Here is an 18,211-nt window from a genome sequence, read left to right on the forward strand (position 1 = left end):
GCAATTTCTGCACCATAGTTCCGAATGCAGCTCCGAATGATCGTTTTAAAAGGTGGGAAGAGGGAGCTATGAGTATAGGAGGTGCCCGAAAATGGGCATGAAAAATAGGCTGCACTATTTTGGATCGAGCGCAGATTAAAAAATGTGGGAGCAGGCAAGCCTGCTCCCACCTGTTGGTACGGTTATTTGCCGGGCGTGAGGGTCAGCCTGGCTTTCCCATACACCTTGTCAAAGTTCTGCGGCTGCATCGGGAAGCTCAGGTATTGCGCCTTGAGCGACGGATCGATGCCATTGGCATAGTTCGGGCTGACCGGGTTGCCGGACTGGCCGATACCGCCCTGGCCCGTCATCGGTTCTGCCTGGCCGAAGTCGACAATCATGCGCAGTGCCGGCACTTGGGTGGTGTCGAAACTCTCCCCCCAGTTGTACGGCGCCGGGTTCAGGGTGTTGTGGTCGCCGCCGCTGGCCAGCGGGCCGCGGATCACCTGGCCATTGCGGTTCTTCCAGGTGGTGCTGTGCAGTTTGCCCCACTGCCAGGCCTTGTGATCGGTACCCAGTTGGCTGTCGCCGGCAGTGATCGCAGCGGCCAGGCTGCGGGCGAGGATCGTCGGTTTGTCTTCTTTCTGCGCGGTGCGGACATCGTCCCAGAACGGGCTGTCTTCACGGCCCAGCAGGTGGTCGGCCTGGGCGGCGTAGGACAGGCTCGCGTTGCTGACAAAGGCTTTCCAGCTGGCGCTGTTTTGCGGGCCGAGTTCGTCGAGGAAGATCTGTTTGCTGCTTTCCTGCAGGAACAGCTCATACATCGCTGCGTCGGCGGACGTCGGCGTCAGGCGGCCGTCAAACGCCATCAGACGATTCAGCGCTTCACGGGCCTTGGCCTGTTCGGCCGCGGGCAGCGCAGCGATCGCCTGTTTCAGCGGCTGCGCCATGCCCGGCGCCTGGAACATGTTCTTGAGCTTGGCGGCGAACGTGGTGGTCTGGTCGTATTGCATGGCGATCATGCTGCGGCTGTCATGCTTGCCGGCATTGGCCAATTGCGCCAGGCGCTCGCTGCGCTCCGGAGCGTCCCAGGAGTTGGACAGTTGCATGCCATAACCGCGCGGCGCGGTACGTTGGTTGGCGGTGCCGATCCAGCCTTGGGCCGGGTCCTGGTCATAAGGGTGCAGCATCGCGTCGGCGTAACCGTCCCAGTCGAAGCGCGCATCCCAGCCCGGCGAGGGCAGCAGGCCTTCGCCTTCGCGGCGGTTGGGGAAGCGCCCGGTAACCTGCCAGCCGATGTTGCTGGCGTCGGCGAACACCATGTTCAAGGCAATGGCGCGGATTTCCCGGGTCGCATCCGAGGCCTTGGCGGCGTTTTGCGCGCGGGACAGGTCGAAGAACGCATCAAGGCTCTTGTCGTCCTTGAAGTCCGCCGTTTGCAGGGCCAGGCCCAGCCCGCTGGTCAGCGCCTGGCTGCTGTTGAGCAGGGCGCCGTGGCGGGTTTCGTACACCACCTCACGAATCGAGCGTTGGCCTTTGATGAAAAAGGTCTCGTTGCGCACAGCGGCCGGTAGCCATTTACCGTTGTTCTCGTAGTACAGCGCGCTGCCCTGGCGTTTGACCTTTTCCAGGAACAGGTCCTGGGTGTCGCCCTTGACCGTGCTCATGCTCCACGCCACTTTGCCGTTGAAGCCGGACAACAGGGTCGGCAGGCCGGCGATCGAGGCGCCGACGGCCTGGTATTTCGGTGCGCGGATCTGCACGTAGTTCCATGGCGACGGGGCTTGCGGCTGGGCGGCGAGGTCATTGGCCAGCAGGCTCTTGCCGCTGCGGCTGCGTTGCGGGCCGATGGCCCAGTTGCTCGAAGTGGTCACCGCCAGTGAGTTGAGGCTGCTCAGTTGCTGGCTGACCGTGTCCAGCCCGGCCAGGCCGGTGATCTGGCTCAGGTTCACGCCCTTGAGCTTGTCGGCTTCGGCCAGGGGGATCGGCTCGTCCGGCGCGCTTGGGGTGAGCCAGGCGAGTTTGTCGACACCGACCTTTTGCGCGAGCACCAGCGATGACAATTCTTCCTGCAGGTTGGCCGACTCGCTGAAATTCAACAGGCAGAACAACAGCGCCGAATCTTCCGGCTTCCAGTACTCGGGTTTGTAGCCGGTCTGGGCCAGGTCCGGCGGCAGCTTGTCGCGGTAGCGGAACAGGTAGGCGTTGACGCCGCGGGCATACACTTCAAAGAAGCGCTTGAGGCGCGGCGACGAGGCGTTGTAGAGCTCGCCGGCGCTTTTTTTCAGGTTGACCGCGCGCATGAAACGGTCGACATCCAGCACCTCGGGGCCGGACATTTCCGCCAGACGGCCCTGGGCCAGCAGGCGCAACGTGACCATCTGCGTGATGCGGTCGCTGGCATGCACATAGCCGAGGCTGAACAGCGCGTCGTGGAAGGTATTGCTTTCAATCAGCGGCATGCCCTGGGCATTGCGGCGTATCGAAACATTCTGCGCGAGGCCCTTGATCGGCTGGACGCCGGTAACGGGTGGCAGGGTGTCCTGGGTGCTCTGGAGCTGGCAACCGGCCAGGTTTAATGCACTGGCCACTGCCGCGGCAACGCCGAACCGGGGAAGAAAATGTGAAAGGGCTGGCGAGGCCATGGCAAAGCTCCTGCGGGGGGTAGCGTCAGTAAAGGCGCTACGTTAGTGAGCGCGGTGAAACGACGCAAGCAGGAGCTAAAGCTTATTTTCAGTAGCCAGGTTTCAAGCGCCGTGGCACTTCTTGAATTTCTTCTCGCTGCCGCACGGGCATGGATCGTTGCGGCCAACGTCTTTCAGGGCGTTGCGCACCGGCTCCTGGTGAGCGTGGCCGCAGTTCGGGCCGTGGACATGGCCGTGGTCGTGATCATGGTGATCGTGATCGTGGTTGCAGTCAGGACCATGGACATGGGGTTGCTGAGTCATCGATGTCGCTCCGGAATAAAATCGCCGGGGATTATCTCGCCATTGTGGTCCACGCGCACGTCATTACCGATGAATAATCCGGTTTTCAGCTCGCCTTCCAGCCGATAAGGCACGGGCCGGTCGGGGTTTTTCAGCATCTGCACGACGTCACGGATCTGCGGCCAGAGGTTGGTGCGTACCGAGATCTTGAAAAAGGCGTGGCCACGCGGCGGCACGGTGAGCCATTCGTTGGATTCGCCTTCGGTCAGCAGCAAGCGACCCAGGGTGACCTTGTAGATCAGGCCGCGCACCGTGAGGTCGGCGTCGTCGCGGTTATCCACGCGGAAATACAGCTTGAACTTCTGTTCGAGCAACTTGGCCCGCACCACTTCGACCTTCACCAGGGCGACGTGGGGCGGTGGGGCATCGTCCTCGAACCATGAGGCGCAGCCACTCAAGCCAAGGGTCAACGCCAGCAACAAGCTGTAAGTGCGGAGCATGGCGCGATCCCTGTGAGGTGGTTAGAGGTAGCTGGAGCAACACTTCTTGAACTTCTGCCCACTCCCGCAGACGCATGCATCATTGCGTCCGGCCTTCACTTCCACGGTGGGGTCGATGAAGTACCAGTGTCCCTCATTCTGTACGAAAGAGGACTGTTCGCGGTGGCTGTGTTCGCCGGTGCTGTCATGCCAGCGCGCGGTAAACGTCACGAACGCATGTTCCGGCTGGCCGCCGAACACCTCGGAGCTTTCCACTTCCAGGCCGAGCCAGGTGCTCTGGGCGCTCCAGGTGGCGATGGCATCACGGTCCAGGCCGGCCTGCTGCGCAGGCAACGTGGTAGCCACCAGGTAGTCCACCAGGCCCAGTACGTAGGCGCTGTAGCGCGAGCGCATCAGCGCGGTGGCGCACGGCGCCGGGTGGCCGGCGTGATAATGGCCGCAGCACGCGTCCAGCAGGTTGCCGCTGCCACAGGGGCAAATGGATGTACTCATCGGGTTACCACCAATACTTTCCGAAGTTTTCCGGGTTGGCCCAGAAGCGGGCGTTGAGCCAGTCCGGCACCTGTTTATAGTCAAGCAGATCATAGGTAAACAGCGTCAGTACCTGCTCATCGCGCTGGAAGCGCTCGCCGGCCTGCAGGGCCAGGGAGAAGAAGTCAGTGTCTTTCCAGTCGCAGGCGCCCAGGTCGACCAGCACCGCAATGCGGCTGGCATTGAGGTTACGGATGCCGCCCAGCAGGGTCAGGCCTTGTGGTTTTGACAGGTGCTCCAGGCAATCGACCACCAGCGCCAGGTCAAAACGCTGCGCCGCGAGGTCCGCCGGCAGCGCGCCAGGCGTCGCGACGGACACCTGGGTCTCAGGGTGCGCCTTTTGAAAGGCCTCCAGCGCCGGGAACTGGCTGGCACCCAACAGCAACAGGCGTTTGGGCTGGTGCAAATCGAGCAAGGCAGCCAGGGCTTGCTGGGGTGTACGGGAAGAAATACCAGCGGTCATCAGAGATCCTCACATCAGGACCCTAGAGACTAGCGCGGCTGAGCGTGCGGGCCTAGAGCGGGTGGTTGCGAAAAGTCCTTCAAGTACGCCCATCCTCAATGAATCCGGGGGTGTGACGTACTGGCGCAGTTGAAAGGAGCGGTCTTTACTCCACCCATCGGCCCCTGCCGATCCCCTCAGGAGAAATCAAATGAGCATCATGCGGACAGCTCTACCCTTGGTTCTGCTCACCGGAGTATTGACAGGTTGTGCAGGTTTGCAAAAAACCGATTGGCCCACCTGCGCCGCCGTGGGCGGCGTGACCGGTGCGGCGATCGGTGCGACGGAAAGCTCAGCCTATGCCGGCTACGGCGCGTTGTTGATCGGCGGCATGGCCGGCGCCTATTGCTGGGTACACGGCGATGGTGACGAAGACGGCGACGGCGTGCCGGACAGCCGCGACAAGTGCCCCGGCACGCCGAAAGGCGTACAGGTCGATGCCAATGGTTGCCCACCTGCGCCACCCGCGGCGGTGGTTGAAGAGGTGGTTGTGGTCAAGGAAGAAACCATCGTGATTCGCGATGTCCACTTCCAGTTCGACTCGGCGAAGCTGACGGCGGCGGATAAAACCGCGCTCGACACCATCGCCACCCGCCTGAAACGCGAAGCCCCGAGCGCCCAGTTGCGGGTCAGCGGGCATACCGACAGCGTCGGCAAGGACGCCTACAACCAGAAACTCTCGGAAAAACGCGCACATTCGGTGACGGACTACCTGATCGGCGCCGGTGTGCCTCGCAGTAACTTCGTGTCGGTGACCGGTGCGGGCGAAAGTCATCCGGTGGCTGACAACAAAACCGCTGAAGGCCGTGCCCTGAACCGCCGCGTAGAAATCCAGATCAACCGCTGACAGGCCTTGCCCCTGTGGGATTCCACAGGGGCATCGTTGGCGATCCTCGCTGAAACCGCCGCCTTCTCAAGTTTTTTGATCCTTCACTGGCAAATCGCCTGTAGAAGTCGTTACTGTGCGCCCAAAGAAAAATTTGAAATAACAAATTCCCCATCACTCAGGAGCCCCATGATGCGTAAGGTTTTTCTGTTGGCCCTGTTGGTCAGCCCCGTTGCCCTGGCCCAGAGCGTGAGTGTTGAAACCAACTCGTTGATGCGCTTGCCCAGCAGTACCAGCGTATTGCAGCTGGAACGCCTGGACGTCGCGGACTACGGCACGTTGCTCATCCCGGCCACGATCAGCCAGGTCTCGGTGGATGAGTTGCACCTGGGCCGCGAAGCACGCATCGCCATCGCTCCGGGGAGCACCGGGCTGCAATTGCAGGCGCGGCATGCGCAACTGGAACATGGCAGCCAGATCACCTCGCGTGGCGCTCCCGGTACCCACGAAAAACCAGCCAGGGCCGGACGTGACCTGACCTTGCGCATCAATGCCCTGACGGCGCAGGAACTGTCGGTGGATGCCCGTGGTGGCGCTGGCGCCCAAGGTTATGCCGGGCTGGACGGCGCCAACGGCGAAGACCCGGGTTGCACTTGGGGCTCCGCTGGGCGCGGCGCCAACGGTGATAACGGTGGCGACGGGTTGCCTGGCGCGGCGGGTGCGCAGGTGCGGGTCGAACTGCCGCAGGACTTCCCAAGCGACAAGATCAAGGTCTGGGTCGATGGCGGCGCGGGCGGTTTGGCGGGGACGGCGGGCAAGCCTGGGCGTGGCGGGCAATCCAAGGGTTGCCTGGTGTACCGCGCCGATGGTGGCGAGAAAGGCCGGCCAGGGGTGGAAGGGCAGCCGGGGCCGGCCGGGCCTGCGGGAACTGTGACCATTCAGCGACTTTGAGTCGTTCGATCTGACGCCATCGGGAGCACGCCCCCTCCCACATTTGGAATGCATTTCAAGTGTGGGAGGGGGCGTGCTCCCGATGGCCGTTTAAGGCACGTCTCAGAACATCGGCCGCGCCGAAGCAATCGCGACCACCACCAACCCAACGAGCAGGTTAATGCCCACCAGCTTGCGGATCTGCCCCAGCACCGCCGCCCCGGCCGGCCAGTTTTCAGCCGCCACCGCTGCGCGCAATTCGGGGAACTTCAACGCCTGGATGCGGATGAACAGCGCCGTCATCACCACATACAAGCCCATCATCACCTGCACGTAACGCGGTGCGGTTTCAAACCCGCTGAAGCGCAGTTGCAACAGGCCGACACCGCTGATCGGCAAAACCAGCACCGCCACCCAAACCCACACGAAAAAACGTTGAAACACATTCGCCCACAGCTTGAGCCGGGCAGGGCCCTCGAGGGCCGCCACAGCGGCCGGGCGCAGGATCATCCAGGCGAAAAACATGCCGCCGACCCAGATCAGGGCGGCCAATACATGCAGGGTGTAAACGAGGCTGAACACGGTCATTGCGGTACTCCGTTCTGCGCGGGATTAATTAGCGGGGTATGATAGCGGCCGATCCGAACCACTGAAAATTTATCCAGCGTTTTTTGCGCCCGACTATCCATGATCAGCACTGAACTCAAAACCACGATCCAGGGCGCCTATTCGCGTTTTCTCGAAGCCAAGAGCTTGAAACCGCGCTACGGCCAACGCCTGATGATCGCCGAAGTGGCCAAGGTCCTCGGGGATATCGACACCGACGACGAAGGCCGGCGCAGCGGTGACCCCGCGGTCGTGGCCGTCGAGGCCGGCACCGGTACCGGCAAGACCGTGGCCTACAGCCTGGCGGCGATTCCCACCGCCAAGGCCGCCGGCAAGCGCCTGGTGATCGCCACCGCCACCGTCGCCCTGCAGGAGCAGATCGTCTACAAAGACCTGCCCGACCTGATGCGCAACAGCGGCCTGAACTTCACCTTCGCCCTGGCCAAGGGCCGTGGCCGCTATATGTGCCTGTCCAAGCTCGACGTGCTGCTGCAGGAAGGCCACGCGCAAACTGCCACGGCCTCCTTGTTCGAAGAAGAAGGCTTCAAGATCGAAGTCGATGAAGTCAGCCAGAAGCTGTTTACCAGCATGATCGAAAAACTGGCCGGGAATAAATGGGACGGCGACCGCGACAGCTGGCCCACCGCCCTGGAAGACGCCGATTGGGCGCGCCTGACCACCGACCACAGCCAATGCACCAACCGTCATTGCCCCAACTTCGGCCAGTGCGCCTTCTATAAAGCGCGCGAAGGCATGGGCAAGGTCGACGTGATCGTCACCAACCACGACATGGTCCTCGCCGACCTGGCCCTGGGCGGCGGCGCCGTGCTGCCGGACCCGCGCGACACGCTCTACGTATTCGACGAAGGCCACCACCTGCCCGACAAGGCCATCGGCCACTTCGCCCATTACACGCGCCTGCGCTCCACCGCCGACTGGCTCGAGGCCACCGCCAAGAACCTCACCAAACTGCTGGCCCAGCACCCGCTGCCCGGCGACCTGGGCAAGCTGATCGAACAGGTGCCGGAACTGGCGCGGGAGATCAAGACCCAGCAGCAGTTCATGTTCAGCGCCTGCGAGCAGGTTGCCGACTTCAAACCCGGCGAAGACGTCGAAGGCCGCGAGCGCCCGCGCCATCGCTTTGTCGGCGGGCTGATCCCCGAGCACATGCGTGAAATGGGCGTCGAACTGAAGAAGGGTTTTTCGCGCCTGACCGACCTGTTCACCCGCCTGACCGACCTGCTCAAGGAAGGCATGGACGGCGAGGTCAACATCGGCATCGCGAGCAACCAGGCCGAGGAATGGTACCCACTGTTCGGCAGCCTGTTGTCCCGCGCCCAGGGCAACTGGGAGTTGTGGACGGCCTTCACCGTCGAAGACCCGGAAGACAACCCGCCCATGGCCCGTTGGCTGACCCTGTCGGAAAGCGGTGCGCTGTTCGATATCGAGGTCAACGCCAGCCCGATCCTTGCGGCGGAAATGCTGCGACGCAACCTGTGGAACGTGGCGTATGGCTGCCTGGTCACCTCGGCCACGCTGACCGCCCTGGGCACCTTCGACCGCTTCCGCATGCGCGCCGGCCTGCCGAAAAAAGCCGTCACCGCCGTGGTGCCGAGCCCGTTCCATCACGCTAACGCCGGTGTGCTGCGCGTGCCTGACCTCAAGGCCGACCCTCGGGATGCGCCGGCCCACACCGCCGCGATCATCCGTGACTTGCCGGAACTGGTCGAAGGTTCACGCGGCACCCTGGTGCTGTTCTCGTCGCGCAAACAGATGCAGGACGTGTTCGACGGCCTTGACCGCGACTGGCGCAAGCAGGTGTTTATCCAGGGCAACCTGTCCAAGCAGGAAACCCTGAACAAGCACAAAGCGCGGGTCGATGGCGGCGATTCCAGCGTGCTGTTCGGCCTGGCGAGCTTTGCCGAGGGCGTGGACTTGCCCGGTGCCTACTGCGAACACGTGGTGATCGCCAAGATCCCGTTCTCGGTGCCGGATGACCCGGTCGAGGCCGCGTTGGCCGAGTGGATCGAGGCCCGTGGCGGCAACCCGTTCATGGAAATCTCGGTGCCGGATGCGTCCCTGAAGCTGGTGCAGGCCTGCGGGCGCTTGCTGCGGACCGAAGAAGACCGAGGCACCATCACCTTGCTGGACCGCCGTCTGGTCACGCAGCGCTATGGCAAGGCCATCCTGAATGCCTTGCCGCCGTTCCGGCGCGAAATTTCTTAAGCCACAGTGGGCAAAATCGCCCACTTCGTGGTCTATCTCACTGCCATCGCATTATGTCATCAGGCCATTTATCGGCCGTTTGGGAGAACCTTGCTCGTATGATTCGCACGCTGCCCGCCCTTTTTGCCCTGCTGTTCGCTGCGCCACTGCTGGCCGCGCCCGCCGGGCAACAAACGTTGTTCAACTTCGTCCGACCTGCCGATGTGGTCAAAGTCGCGACCCAGGACGCCAGCCTGCCGCAATACAACGCCGAACAAACCCCTGAAGGCGAGGTGCTGCGCCGCATCACCTTCAACCCGGCCGCCGAACCGAGCCTGGTGCTCAGCCCGCAGACCGGCGCCTGGGACTGGTCGCAATCCAGCGCCATCAGCCTGCGTATCCAGAGTGCCATGGACTGGGCGCTGACCCTGTACGTCAAGGTGCAGAGCAACGACGGCAAGACCCTGGTCAGCCGCATCGACCTGCCGGCCGGTCCGGCCCAGACCCTGCTGATCCCGCTGCAAGCCAACTCGCCATTGAGCCAGGGCATGAAGGCCGGCCCGCCGATGCCGATCAGCGTCGACGGCCAGCGCGTGTTACTGGCCAGCAGCGCCGGAGACATCGACCGCAGCCAGGTGGTGTCGGTGACCCTGTCGATGATCAAACCGAATGTCGCCCAGAGTATTCTGCTGGAGCGCTTTGGTGTGCAGGACAGCGAGCCGGTGCTGAAGGCGGCCTACAGCGAACTGGTGGATGCCTATGGCCAGTCCACCCGCGCGCGCTGGCCGGAAAAGGTCAGCAGCGACGAGCAACTCAAGGCCGCCGCCACCAAGGAGCAGCAACAGCTCAAGGCTTGGCTGGCCGAGCGGGATAAATCCTCCCTGGACCAGTACGGCGGTTGGAACAAAGGCCCGGCGTTCGACGCCAGCGGCTTTTTCCGCACCGAGAAGCGCGATGGTCGTTGGTATCTGGTGACGCCGGAGGGGCATCCGTTCTATTCCCTGGGCGTCAACACCGTGGCTTCGGATAACAACCAGACCTACGTGGCGGGCCGTGAATGGATGTTCGCGGCGCTGCCCAAGGCCGGGGAACCCTTTGACAAGTACTACGGCAGCGGCGACAACCGCACCGGTAACGGCGCCGGCGAAGGGCGTAGCTTTGGCGCCGGGCGTTGGTACGATTTCTACCGCGCCAACCTGCAGCGCACGTATGACACTGACGGTTTCGACCAGAAGCGCTGGGTCAGCCACACCCTCGACCGCCTGCAGGCCTGGGGTTTCAACACCGTCGGCAACTGGAGCGCTGCACAACTGGCCAGTGCGGACCGCGTGCCGTACACCTTGCCGCTGTCGATCGTCGGCGATTACGCCAGCATCAGCACCGGCACCGACTGGTGGGGCGGCATGCCCGACCCGTTCGACCCGCGTTTCGCCATGGCCACCGAGCGCGCCGTGGCCATCGCTGCCCGCGATCATCGTGACGATCCTTGGCTGATCGGTTTTTTTGCCGATAACGAACTGGCCTGGGCCGGTCCCGGTGACGATGCAAAATCCCGTTACGCCCTGGCCTATGGCACCCTGCGCATGACCACCGATGTACCGGCCAAGCGCGCGTTCCTCAAGCAACTGCGCGACAAATACCGTAACGAAGAAGGCCTGTCGAAAGCCTGGGGCATCCACCTGGCGGGCTGGGAACTGATGGAAGACCCGGGCTTCGAACCGCCGATGCCCAACCCTGAGCACCCGGAAATCGAAGCCGACTTCAAATACTTCCAGAAGACCTTCGCCGATACGTACTTCAAGACCATCTCCGATGCACTCAAATGGCACGCGCCCAACCAGTTGCTGCTGGGCGGGCGTTACGCGGTGAGTACGCCGGAGGCGGTGGCGTCCTGTGCGCAGTATTGCGACGTGTTGAGCTTCAACATGTACACGCTCAAACCCCAGGACGGCTATGACTTCGCCGCGTTGCGCGCGTTGGACAAGCCGGTGTTGATCACCGAATTCAACTTCGGCTCGGCGGACCGCGGCCCGTTCTGGGGCGGTGTGACCCAGTTGGCCAAGGAAGAAGATCGCGGCGCGGCGTATGCCAACTTCCTCAAGCAGGCCATGGCCGAGCCGTCGATTGTCGGCGTTCACTGGTTCCAGTACCTGGACCAGCCCGTGACCGGGCGTCTGCTGGACGGCGAAAACGGCCACTTCGGTCTGGTCGGCATTACCGATGTGCCGTTCCAGGGCTTTGTCGACAGCGTGCGTCGAAGCAACCTGGCGGCGGTCGACCAACTGGGCAAGGAGGCCGAAAAGGCCAAGGCGGCCCGCGCGGTTCGCGAGCATGAAGGCAGCAAGCCCGGGCATGACGGTAAAGGTGCGGGGCAGGGCGCCGGACACACCGGTGGGCATGCCGGAAATGGTCATTGATTGAGTGTTGACGGGTTCACAAATCCTACAAGGGCTGGAACAATGTCGGCCACTTTTTACAGCGTTTTCCGAGGGGGCTTAGGTGCAGGTTCAGGGGCATTACGAACTCCAGTTCGAAGCGGTACGTGAAGCGTTCGTCGCGTTGTTCGATGACCCGCAGGAACGTGGTGCGGCGCTGTGCATCCAGATCGGCGGGGAAGCCGTGGTCGACCTGTGGGCCGGCACCGCCGACAAGGACGGGGCACAGGCCTGGCACAGCGACACCATCGTCAACCTGTTCTCCTGCACCAAGACTTTCACCGCCGTTGCGGCCCTGCAATTGGTGGCCGAAGGCAAGCTGCAACTGGATGCGCCAGTGGCCAACTACTGGCCGGCATTTGCCGCGGCCGGTAAAGAAGCGATCACCTTGCGCCAGTTGCTCTGCCACCAGGCCGGGTTGCCGGCGATCCGCGAGATGCTGCCCACCGAAGCGCTGTACGACTGGTCGTTGATGGTCGACACCTTGGCCGCCGAAGCGCCGTGGTGGACGCCGGGCCAAGGCCACGGCTACGAAGCGATCACCTATGGCTGGCTGGTCGGGGAATTGCTGCGCCGTGCCGACGGGCGTGGGCCGGGCGAATCCATCGTGGCGCGGGTTGCACGCCCGTTGGGGCTGGATTTTCATGTGGGCCTGGCGGACGAAGAATTTTATCGCGTGGCCCATGTAGCGCGCGGCAAAGGCAACATGGGCGATGAAGCCGCGCAACGTTTACTGCAAGTAATGATGCGTGAACCCACGGCCATGACGACGCGGGCATTTGCCAATCCGCCGTCTATTCTGACCAGCACTAATAAACCCGAATGGCGGCGTATGCAGCAGCCAGCGGCAAACGGTCACGGTAATGCGCGTAGCCTGGCGGGTTTTTATAGTGGTTTATTGGACGGTAGTTTGCTGGAAAGCGACATGCTCGAACAATTGACCCGTGAACACAGTATCGGGCCCGATAAAACCTTATTGACCCAAACCCGTTTCGGCCTGGGCTGCATGTTGGATCAACCGCAATTGCCGAATGCGACCTTCGGCCTTGGCCCGCGTGCATTTGGACATCCTGGTGCGGGCGGTTCGCTGGGGTTTGCCGACCCCGAACATGATGTAGCGTTCGGTTTTGTGACTAATACGCTGGGGCCCTACGTACTTATGGACCCACGTGCACAGAAGTTGGTCAGAATATTGGCCGGTTGTCTGTAAACCCCTTGCTGTTTCACGTTTTTTTGTTACAAATGCAAGTATAAGAAGACGCTGAGCAAAATATTGTAACTTTAATGTTCTGGAAGCGTCTGTTTAACGGGTCATTCAGACCCTCGGTTTTTTCTCATTTTGTGGATATCTCATGTTATCGAACAAGTCCTTGGCACTGGCGCTGTGCCTATCTATTACTGGCTGCGCACAAACACCACAAAATGATGCCGAAGGCGGGCATTGGTGGTCATTTGGATCTGACAAGGCTGCTACCAAGGACGCAGTGAGCCAAACTGACGCCAAGCCGGACGCCAAGCCGGACGCCAAACCCGCCGCGGGCGCCAAACCTGCCGCACCGGTAGCGGCTGCTGCCAGCGCCAAGCCGGCTGCACCGGTAGCTGGCGCAGCTGGCGCCAAGCCTGCCGCACCGGTAGCCGCCGCTCCTGCGCCAGCCCCGGTGGCCAAAGCGGATACCGGCTCCAGCTGGTGGCCGTTCTCCTCCAAGAGTGCCGACGAAAAGGCCGCCGATGCCAAGGCTGACCTGAAGGCCGACCTCAAGGCCGCCACCCCGGCGCCAGCCGCTGCTCCTGCCGCCCCCGCCGTGGCCAAGACCGACTCCGAGACTCACTGGTGGTGGCCGTTCGAAAGCACGTCCAAGCCTAAGCCATTGGCCAAGGTCGACGTGACCAACGTGCCGATGCCCGACCCGAAAATCACCCAGGCCTGGCTGGACGACTATGAGCCGCGCCTGCGCGCCGCGATCAAGGACAGCAACCTGCAACTGGAACGTCGCGACAACGTACTGGTGGTGATTGCCCCGGTAGACGGTTCCTACAACCCGAAACGCCCGGCGATGTTGCTGCCGGTCACCCTGGGCCCGTTCACTCGCGTCGCCAAGGCTGTTGAAGCCGACCCGAAGACCGCCGTACTGGTCCTCGGTCACGTTGATGCCACCGGCGCGGCCCCGGCGAGCCAGGCGCTGACCAAAGAACGCGCGCAATCCATCGCATCGATTTTCAGCCTCAGCGGCCTCAAGCAAGACCGTCTGATGCTGCGTGGCATGGGCGACATGATGCCGCGTGCTGCCAACGACAGCACCCAAGGCCGTGCGCTGAACCGTCGCATGGAAATTATGTTTACTCAGCGTACAACTATGTTGGCCTTGCTGAGCAAGTACAACTCGGGCAAGACCCTGCCTGTGGCTGAAATGGTTGCCGTGCAGGACGTTCCCGCGCCGGCACCGGTCGCAAAAGCCCCGGCGAAAAAGGCTGGCGCGAAGAAATCCGCCGCCAAGCCAGCCGCGAAAAAGGCCCCGGCCAAGGCAGCTGCCAAGAAACCCGCAGCGGCCAAAGCCAAGGCCGCTGCACCGGCTGCGAACGACCAGGCAAAAAACTGATCCGCTGAACCAGAAGGATAAAGTCGCATGACCCAGGCATTGGCTGATATGCGCCGTGACTACACACGGGATGGTTTGAGCGAGGCCCAGGCCCCGAGCGAGCCGTTTGCCTTGTTCCATCAGTGGTTCGGCGATGCGGTGAAAACCGAGCAGCCGCCGGTGGAGGCCAATGCCATGACCCTGGCCACGGTCGACGAGGACGGTCGCCCGCACTGTCGCATCCTGCTGCTCAAGGGCCTGGATGCGCAGGGCTTTACCTTCTTCACCAACTATGAGAGCGCCAAGGGCGATCAGCTTGCGGCGCGGCCCTTCGCGGCCATGACCTTTTTCTGGCCGACCCTGGAGCGTCAGGTACGCATCGAGGGTCGGGTGGTCAAGGTCACGCCGGAAGAGTCGGATGCCTATTTCCAGGTGCGCCCCTTGGGCAGCCGCCTGGGTGCCTGGGCTTCCCCGCAGAGCAAGGTGATCCGTGACCGCGAAGAGTTGCACGATTTGCTCAAGGTCACCGAACAGCGGTTCAGCGACACTCAGCCGCACTGCCCCGAGCACTGGGGCGGCTATCGCTTGTTGCCCGAGCGCATCGAGTTCTGGCAAGGCCGCGCCAGCCGCCTGCATGACCGCCTGAACTACCGCTTGCATGGGGCCGACTGGACCCGTGAGCGCCTGGCGCCCTGATCGTCGTCTTGCGTCACCCTTTCTGACTGTTGCCCGTCACCCCGAAGCCTCTGTTCAAGAGGCCTCGGGCGTGTACTGCTGCGCCGCGTTTTTCAACCAGTCCGGCAGCTCGCGGCGGTTGATCTTCAGGGTGCGGGCTTTTTCCAGTTGTTGCAGCATGAAGGCCCGCTTGTGCAGGTCGTTGCCCGCCAGGGAGAGCGCCAGGTCGCGGTCGATCCAGCGGCGGATGCGCAGGTATAACCAGCCATGGAAATACAAGCCGGCTACGGTCGTGACTATAATGATGAAATAATCCATGAGCGTCCTGTTTACGAGATGAGAGCTACCGTTTGTCGTCTGTTTTGGTGCTGGCACTCTGTACTAGGGCTGAATGAAAGCAATTTTCTGCGGAGCTTGCCGTGACAGGCGTCAAGCGGCCGCGTCTAATGAACACCTGTCCTTTGGAGTTGATGCTATGCGTAAGTCCGTTTTACTAGTTGCCTGCTTTACTACCCTGTCGTTGTTGTTGGGTGGCTGCGCCTCGAGTCTGACCGGCGACTCATACTCCCGTGACGAAGCGCGTCGCGTGCAGACCGTTCGCATGGGGACCATTGAATCCCTGCGTCCGGTGAAAATCGAAGGCACCAAGACCCCAATCGGCGGTGCGGCCGGTGCCGTCATTGGCGGCGTGGGCGGCAGCGCCATCGGTGGCGGCCGTGGCAGTATCGTGACCGCCGTGATCGGCGCTGTCGCCGGCGGCCTGTTGGGTTCGGCCACCGAAGAAGGCCTGACCCGCACCCAGGGCGTGGAAATCACCGTTCGCGAAGACGACGGCAGCATGCGCGCCTACGTGCAGGCCGTGCAGGAAAATGAAATCTTCCGCATCGGTGATCGCGTTCGCATCATGACCGTTGATGGTACCAGCCGCGTGACTCGCTAAGCGTTAAGCCGCGAGCAAAGAAAAACCCCAGCCGGGTGACCGGCTGGGGTTTTTTGTGCGCGGTGTTTTGTGCGAGTCAGGCTTTCTTGCGACTCGCCATCGCCGTCACCGCATAACCGATACACGCCGCGAGTATCGACCCGGTCAGAATCCCCATTCGATCTTCCCCGGCAAATTCGCTGGCGCCCGGCACGAACGCCAGGGAGCCGACAAACAGGCTCATGGTGAAGCCGATGCCGCACAGGATCGCTACGCCGAACACCTGGCCCCAGCTGGCGCCGCTGGGCAGCGCGGCGAGGCCGGTCTTGATGGCGAGCCAGGTCAGGCCGAACACGCCGATGGTCTTGCCGATCAGCAGGCCGAGGGCGATGCCCAGCGGTACGTGGTGGGTGAAGCTCTCGAGGCTGACCCCGCTCAGGGACACGCCGGCGTTGGCGAACGCGAACAGCGGCAGGATGCCATAGGCCACCCATGGATGCAGGGCATGTTCGAGCGTCAACAGCGGCGAGGGTTCGGCGTTTTTGGTACGCATCGGGATGCAGAACGCTAGCGTCACGCCGGCCAAGGTGGCATGCACGCCGCTTTTCAGTACGCAGACCCACAGGATCAGGCCGATGATCAGGTACGGCCCGAGCTTGATCACGCCCAGGCGGTTCATGGCAATCAAGGCGATCAAGCAGGCGCCCGCGCCCGCCAGGGCGGCGCCGGACAGGTCGCTGGAATAGAACACGGCGATCACGATGATCGCGCCCAGGTCATCGATGATGGCCAGGGTCATCAGGAACAGTTTCAGCGACACCGGCACGCGCTTGCCGAGCAGCGCCAGGACGCCCAATGCGAAGGCGATATCGGTGGCCATGGGGATCGCCCAGCCGGAAAGCGCCGCCGGGTAATCCTTGTTGATTGCCCAGTAGATCAATGCCGGCACGACCATGCCGCCGATCGCCGCGGCGCCTGGCAGGACGACTTGCGAAGGCTTGGACAGGTGGCCGTCGAGCAGCTCGCGCTTGACCTCCAGGCCGATCAGCAGAAAGAACAGGGCCATCAGGCCGTCGTTGATCCACAGCAACGCGGGCTTGGCGATCTTCAGCGCGCCAATCTGCGCCACCACGGGCACGTCGAGGAACGCGCTGTAGAGGTGCGACAACGGTGAGTTGTTGACGATCAGCGCCAACGCGGCTGCGGCGATCAACAACAGACCGCTGGCGGCTTCCAGCTGGAAGAAACGGGTGAACGTGCTACGCAGAGCCAAGGGGTACTCTCCAATCCAGATTCAATAGATGCGTACCCTAACCCGTACCGTTAGTTGTTAAAACAAAAGTTATATTCTTATTTGTTATAAGAAGGGGGCGCGCTCGGAGTTGGGGCGGAGCCTAGCAATTGTGTGTCCGATTGAGTCGTTACTGTATCTGTGTGTGGTGTAGGAAACATCCTAAGATTGAGACTGAAATCCTTAGAGATCCTCTCATGAGCGACCACCGTCCCTGGGCCCGCGAAGCCATTCGTATCATTGAAGCAGACTTCCAGCGCAGCGCCGACACCCACCTGATTCCTTTGGCGCTGCCCGGCTTGCCGGGTATCGAGTTGTACTTCAAGGATGAGTCCAGCCACCCCACCGGCAGCCTCAAACACCGGCTGGCGCGCTCGCTGTTCCTGTATGCGCTGTGCAATGGCTGGCTGAAGCCGGGAGCGCCGGTGATCGAAGCCTCCAGCGGTTCGACGGCGATCTCCGAAGCCTACTTCGCACGCTTGCTCGGCCTGCCGTTTATCGCCGTGATGCCGGCCACCACCTCCCAGGAAAAGATCGCCCAGATCGGCTTCTATGGCGGCAAGAGCCATCTGGTACAAGATCCGACGCAGATCTACGCCGAATCCGAACGCCTGGCGCAGGAAAGCGGTGGTCACTTCATGGACCAGTTCACCTACGCCGAACGCGCCACCGACTGGCGGGCGAACAACAATATCGCCGAGTCGATCTTCCAGCAGATGCGCTTCGAGCGTCATCCGGAGCCGAGCTGGCTGATTTCCAGCCCGGGCACGGGCGGCACCACCGCGACCCTGGGACGCTATGTGCGTTATCGCCAGCATTGCACCCGCGTGTTGTGTGCCGATGCCGAGCGCTCGGTGTTCTTTGACTACTACCTGAGCGGCGATGCCGGCTTGCGCCTGGAGTGCGGCTCGCGGATTGAAGGTATTGGCCGACCGCGGGTCGAAGCGTCGTTTTTGCCCAAGGTCATCGATGCGATGGTCAAGGTGCCGGACGCGCTGTCGCTGGCGGCCATGCATTACCTGGCCGAGCGGTTGGGTCGGCGGGTCGGCGGCTCCAGCGGGACCAACCTGATCGGTGCGCTGATGGCGGCGCAGCAGATGAAAGCGGCGGGGGAGTCGGGGTCGATCGTGGCGATCTTGTGTGACGGGGGCGAGCGGTATGCCACTACCTATTACGATCAGGCGTGGCTGGCGGGGCAGGGGTATGAACTGCAGGGCTTGATAGCCGCGGTGGCGGCCAGCGTCGAGCGCGGTGAGCCACTGCCCGATGACATCCTGCGCGCGAATATCTGACACGTCACAAAAACCAA

17 protein-coding genes are annotated in these 18,211 nt (G+C 62.5%); 9 read left to right on the forward strand and 8 right to left on the reverse strand.

Features of this window, described 5'->3' with window-relative positions; genetic code table 11:
- Positions 1-182: 182 nt before the first annotated feature.
- The 5 genes from ACP7E3_RS19355 to ACP7E3_RS19375 all read right to left on the reverse strand — a co-directional run bounded on the left by ACP7E3_RS19355 (position 183) and on the right by ACP7E3_RS19375 (position 4,400).
- Positions 183-2,624 carry a penicillin acylase family protein gene (locus tag ACP7E3_RS19355; RefSeq protein ID WP_426124096.1) on the reverse strand — a complete coding sequence of 814 codons (2,442 nt, stop codon included), beginning with the start codon at positions 2,622-2,624 and terminating at the stop codon, positions 183-185.
- A 102-nt stretch (positions 2,625-2,726) separates the two neighbouring features.
- Positions 2,727-2,927, reverse strand: a complete 201-nt coding sequence (locus ACP7E3_RS19360; protein ID WP_003189235.1) for an SEC-C metal-binding domain-containing protein — start codon at positions 2,925-2,927, stop codon at positions 2,727-2,729.
- On the reverse strand, positions 2,924-3,406 hold the full coding sequence (locus ACP7E3_RS19365) for an LEA type 2 family protein (protein ID WP_046384449.1): 483 nt from the start codon (positions 3,404-3,406) through the stop codon (positions 2,924-2,926). The genes ACP7E3_RS19360 and ACP7E3_RS19365 overlap by 4 nt, the downstream gene beginning before the upstream one ends.
- A 21-nt stretch (positions 3,407-3,427) precedes the next feature.
- Entirely contained in the window at positions 3,428-3,898 is a 471-nt protein-coding gene (locus tag ACP7E3_RS19370) for a YchJ family protein (protein WP_017844777.1), read from the reverse strand.
- A 4-nt stretch (positions 3,899-3,902) separates the two neighbouring features.
- On the reverse strand, positions 3,903-4,400 hold the full coding sequence (locus ACP7E3_RS19375) for a DUF6231 family protein (protein WP_017844778.1): 498 nt from the start codon (positions 4,398-4,400) through the stop codon (positions 3,903-3,905).
- 190 nt (positions 4,401-4,590) lie between these two features.
- On the opposite strand from ACP7E3_RS19375, the gene ACP7E3_RS19380 reads away from it, so the two are divergent.
- Both ACP7E3_RS19380 and ACP7E3_RS19385 read left to right on the forward strand, forming a co-directional pair.
- On the forward strand, positions 4,591-5,286 hold the full coding sequence (locus tag ACP7E3_RS19380; protein ID WP_046384448.1) for an OmpA family protein: 696 nt from the start codon (positions 4,591-4,593) through the stop codon (positions 5,284-5,286).
- A gap of 171 nt (positions 5,287-5,457) precedes the next feature.
- The gene (locus ACP7E3_RS19385) at positions 5,458-6,216 is read left to right on the forward strand and encodes a hypothetical protein (RefSeq protein WP_046384447.1); all 759 of its coding nucleotides are present in this window, start codon (positions 5,458-5,460) and stop codon (positions 6,214-6,216) included.
- A 102-nt stretch (positions 6,217-6,318) separates the two neighbouring features.
- Here the strand turns inward: ACP7E3_RS19385 and ACP7E3_RS19390 are convergent, their stop codons facing one another.
- The gene (locus tag ACP7E3_RS19390) at positions 6,319-6,783 is read right to left on the reverse strand and encodes a CopD family protein (RefSeq protein WP_169881954.1); all 465 of its coding nucleotides are present in this window, start codon (positions 6,781-6,783) and stop codon (positions 6,319-6,321) included.
- 99 nt (positions 6,784-6,882) lie between these two features.
- On the opposite strand from ACP7E3_RS19390, the gene dinG reads away from it, so the two are divergent.
- The 5 genes from dinG to pdxH all read left to right on the forward strand — a co-directional run bounded on the left by dinG (position 6,883) and on the right by pdxH (position 14,713).
- A complete protein-coding gene (dinG, locus tag ACP7E3_RS19395; RefSeq protein WP_017844782.1) occupies positions 6,883-9,027 on the forward strand; it encodes an ATP-dependent DNA helicase DinG in 2,145 nt (714 codons plus the stop codon).
- 98 nt (positions 9,028-9,125) lie between these two features.
- Positions 9,126-11,423 (forward strand): beta-galactosidase, encoded by a 2,298-nt coding sequence (locus ACP7E3_RS19400; RefSeq protein WP_079442999.1) that lies wholly within the window; start codon positions 9,126-9,128, stop codon positions 11,421-11,423.
- Between the two features lie 82 nt (positions 11,424-11,505).
- On the forward strand, positions 11,506-12,651 hold the full coding sequence (locus ACP7E3_RS19405; RefSeq protein ID WP_057004727.1) for a serine hydrolase domain-containing protein: 1,146 nt from the start codon (positions 11,506-11,508) through the stop codon (positions 12,649-12,651).
- 142 nt (positions 12,652-12,793) lie between these two features.
- Positions 12,794-14,038, forward strand: coding sequence for an OmpA family protein (locus ACP7E3_RS19410; RefSeq protein ID WP_426124101.1), 1,245 nt, complete (start codon positions 12,794-12,796; stop codon positions 14,036-14,038).
- A gap of 27 nt (positions 14,039-14,065) precedes the next feature.
- Complete coding sequence (pdxH, locus tag ACP7E3_RS19415; RefSeq protein ID WP_046384443.1) at positions 14,066-14,713, forward strand: pyridoxamine 5'-phosphate oxidase; 648 nt, start codon at positions 14,066-14,068, stop codon at positions 14,711-14,713.
- Positions 14,714-14,767: 54 nt separating this feature from the next.
- Here the strand turns inward: pdxH and ACP7E3_RS19420 are convergent, their stop codons facing one another.
- Entirely contained in the window at positions 14,768-15,010 is a 243-nt protein-coding gene (locus ACP7E3_RS19420; RefSeq protein WP_017844787.1) for a hypothetical protein, read from the reverse strand.
- Positions 15,011-15,167: 157 nt separating this feature from the next.
- Between ACP7E3_RS19420 and ACP7E3_RS19425 the strand changes: the two genes are divergently transcribed.
- Complete coding sequence (locus tag ACP7E3_RS19425; protein WP_003189251.1) at positions 15,168-15,632, forward strand: glycine zipper 2TM domain-containing protein; 465 nt, start codon at positions 15,168-15,170, stop codon at positions 15,630-15,632.
- Between the two features lie 76 nt (positions 15,633-15,708).
- Here ACP7E3_RS19425 and nhaA read toward each other — a convergent pair whose 3' ends face one another.
- Positions 15,709-16,884 (reverse strand): Na+/H+ antiporter NhaA, encoded by a 1,176-nt coding sequence (gene nhaA, locus ACP7E3_RS19430; protein ID WP_057004729.1) that lies wholly within the window; start codon positions 16,882-16,884, stop codon positions 15,709-15,711.
- A 215-nt stretch (positions 16,885-17,099) separates the two neighbouring features.
- Between nhaA and ACP7E3_RS19435 the strand changes: the two genes are divergently transcribed.
- Positions 17,100-18,194 carry a PLP-dependent cysteine synthase family protein gene (locus tag ACP7E3_RS19435; RefSeq protein WP_057004730.1) on the forward strand — a complete coding sequence of 365 codons (1,095 nt, stop codon included), beginning with the start codon at positions 17,100-17,102 and terminating at the stop codon, positions 18,192-18,194.
- Positions 18,195-18,211 lie beyond the last annotated feature (17 nt).

Origin of the sequence: Pseudomonas sp. PSPC2-3 (assembly GCF_049898265.1) — a bacterium.
Lineage (GTDB): Bacteria > Pseudomonadota > Gammaproteobacteria > Pseudomonadales > Pseudomonadaceae > Aquipseudomonas > Aquipseudomonas veronii.

Bases quoted from the DNA above. Each gene is read 5' to 3' on its own strand.
- ACP7E3_RS19365 (WP_046384449.1), bottom strand. From the start codon at position 3,406: ATGCTCCGCACTTACAGCTTGTTGCTGGCGTTGACCCTTGGCTTGAGT.
- ACP7E3_RS19425 (WP_003189251.1), top strand. From the start codon at position 15,168: ATGCGTAAGTCCGTTTTACTAGTTGCCTGCTTTACTACCCTGTCGTTG.
- ACP7E3_RS19410 (WP_426124101.1), top strand. From the start codon at position 12,794: ATGTTATCGAACAAGTCCTTGGCACTGGCGCTGTGCCTATCTATTACT.
- ACP7E3_RS19360 (WP_003189235.1), bottom strand. From the start codon at position 2,927: ATGACTCAGCAACCCCATGTCCATGGTCCTGACTGCAACCACGATCAC.
- ACP7E3_RS19380 (WP_046384448.1), top strand. From the start codon at position 4,591: ATGAGCATCATGCGGACAGCTCTACCCTTGGTTCTGCTCACCGGAGTA.
- ACP7E3_RS19435 (WP_057004730.1), top strand. From the start codon at position 17,100: ATGAGCGACCACCGTCCCTGGGCCCGCGAAGCCATTCGTATCATTGAA.
- dinG (WP_017844782.1), top strand. From the start codon at position 6,883: ATGATCAGCACTGAACTCAAAACCACGATCCAGGGCGCCTATTCGCGT.
- ACP7E3_RS19390 (WP_169881954.1), bottom strand. From the start codon at position 6,783: ATGACCGTGTTCAGCCTCGTTTACACCCTGCATGTATTGGCCGCCCTG.
- ACP7E3_RS19355 (WP_426124096.1), bottom strand. From the start codon at position 2,624: ATGGCCTCGCCAGCCCTTTCACATTTTCTTCCCCGGTTCGGCGTTGCC.
- ACP7E3_RS19375 (WP_017844778.1), bottom strand. From the start codon at position 4,400: ATGACCGCTGGTATTTCTTCCCGTACACCCCAGCAAGCCCTGGCTGCC.
- ACP7E3_RS19420 (WP_017844787.1), bottom strand. From the start codon at position 15,010: ATGGATTATTTCATCATTATAGTCACGACCGTAGCCGGCTTGTATTTC.
- ACP7E3_RS19400 (WP_079442999.1), top strand. From the start codon at position 9,126: ATGATTCGCACGCTGCCCGCCCTTTTTGCCCTGCTGTTCGCTGCGCCA.
- ACP7E3_RS19370 (WP_017844777.1), bottom strand. From the start codon at position 3,898: ATGAGTACATCCATTTGCCCCTGTGGCAGCGGCAACCTGCTGGACGCG.
- ACP7E3_RS19385 (WP_046384447.1), top strand. From the start codon at position 5,458: ATGCGTAAGGTTTTTCTGTTGGCCCTGTTGGTCAGCCCCGTTGCCCTG.
- pdxH (WP_046384443.1), top strand. From the start codon at position 14,066: ATGACCCAGGCATTGGCTGATATGCGCCGTGACTACACACGGGATGGT.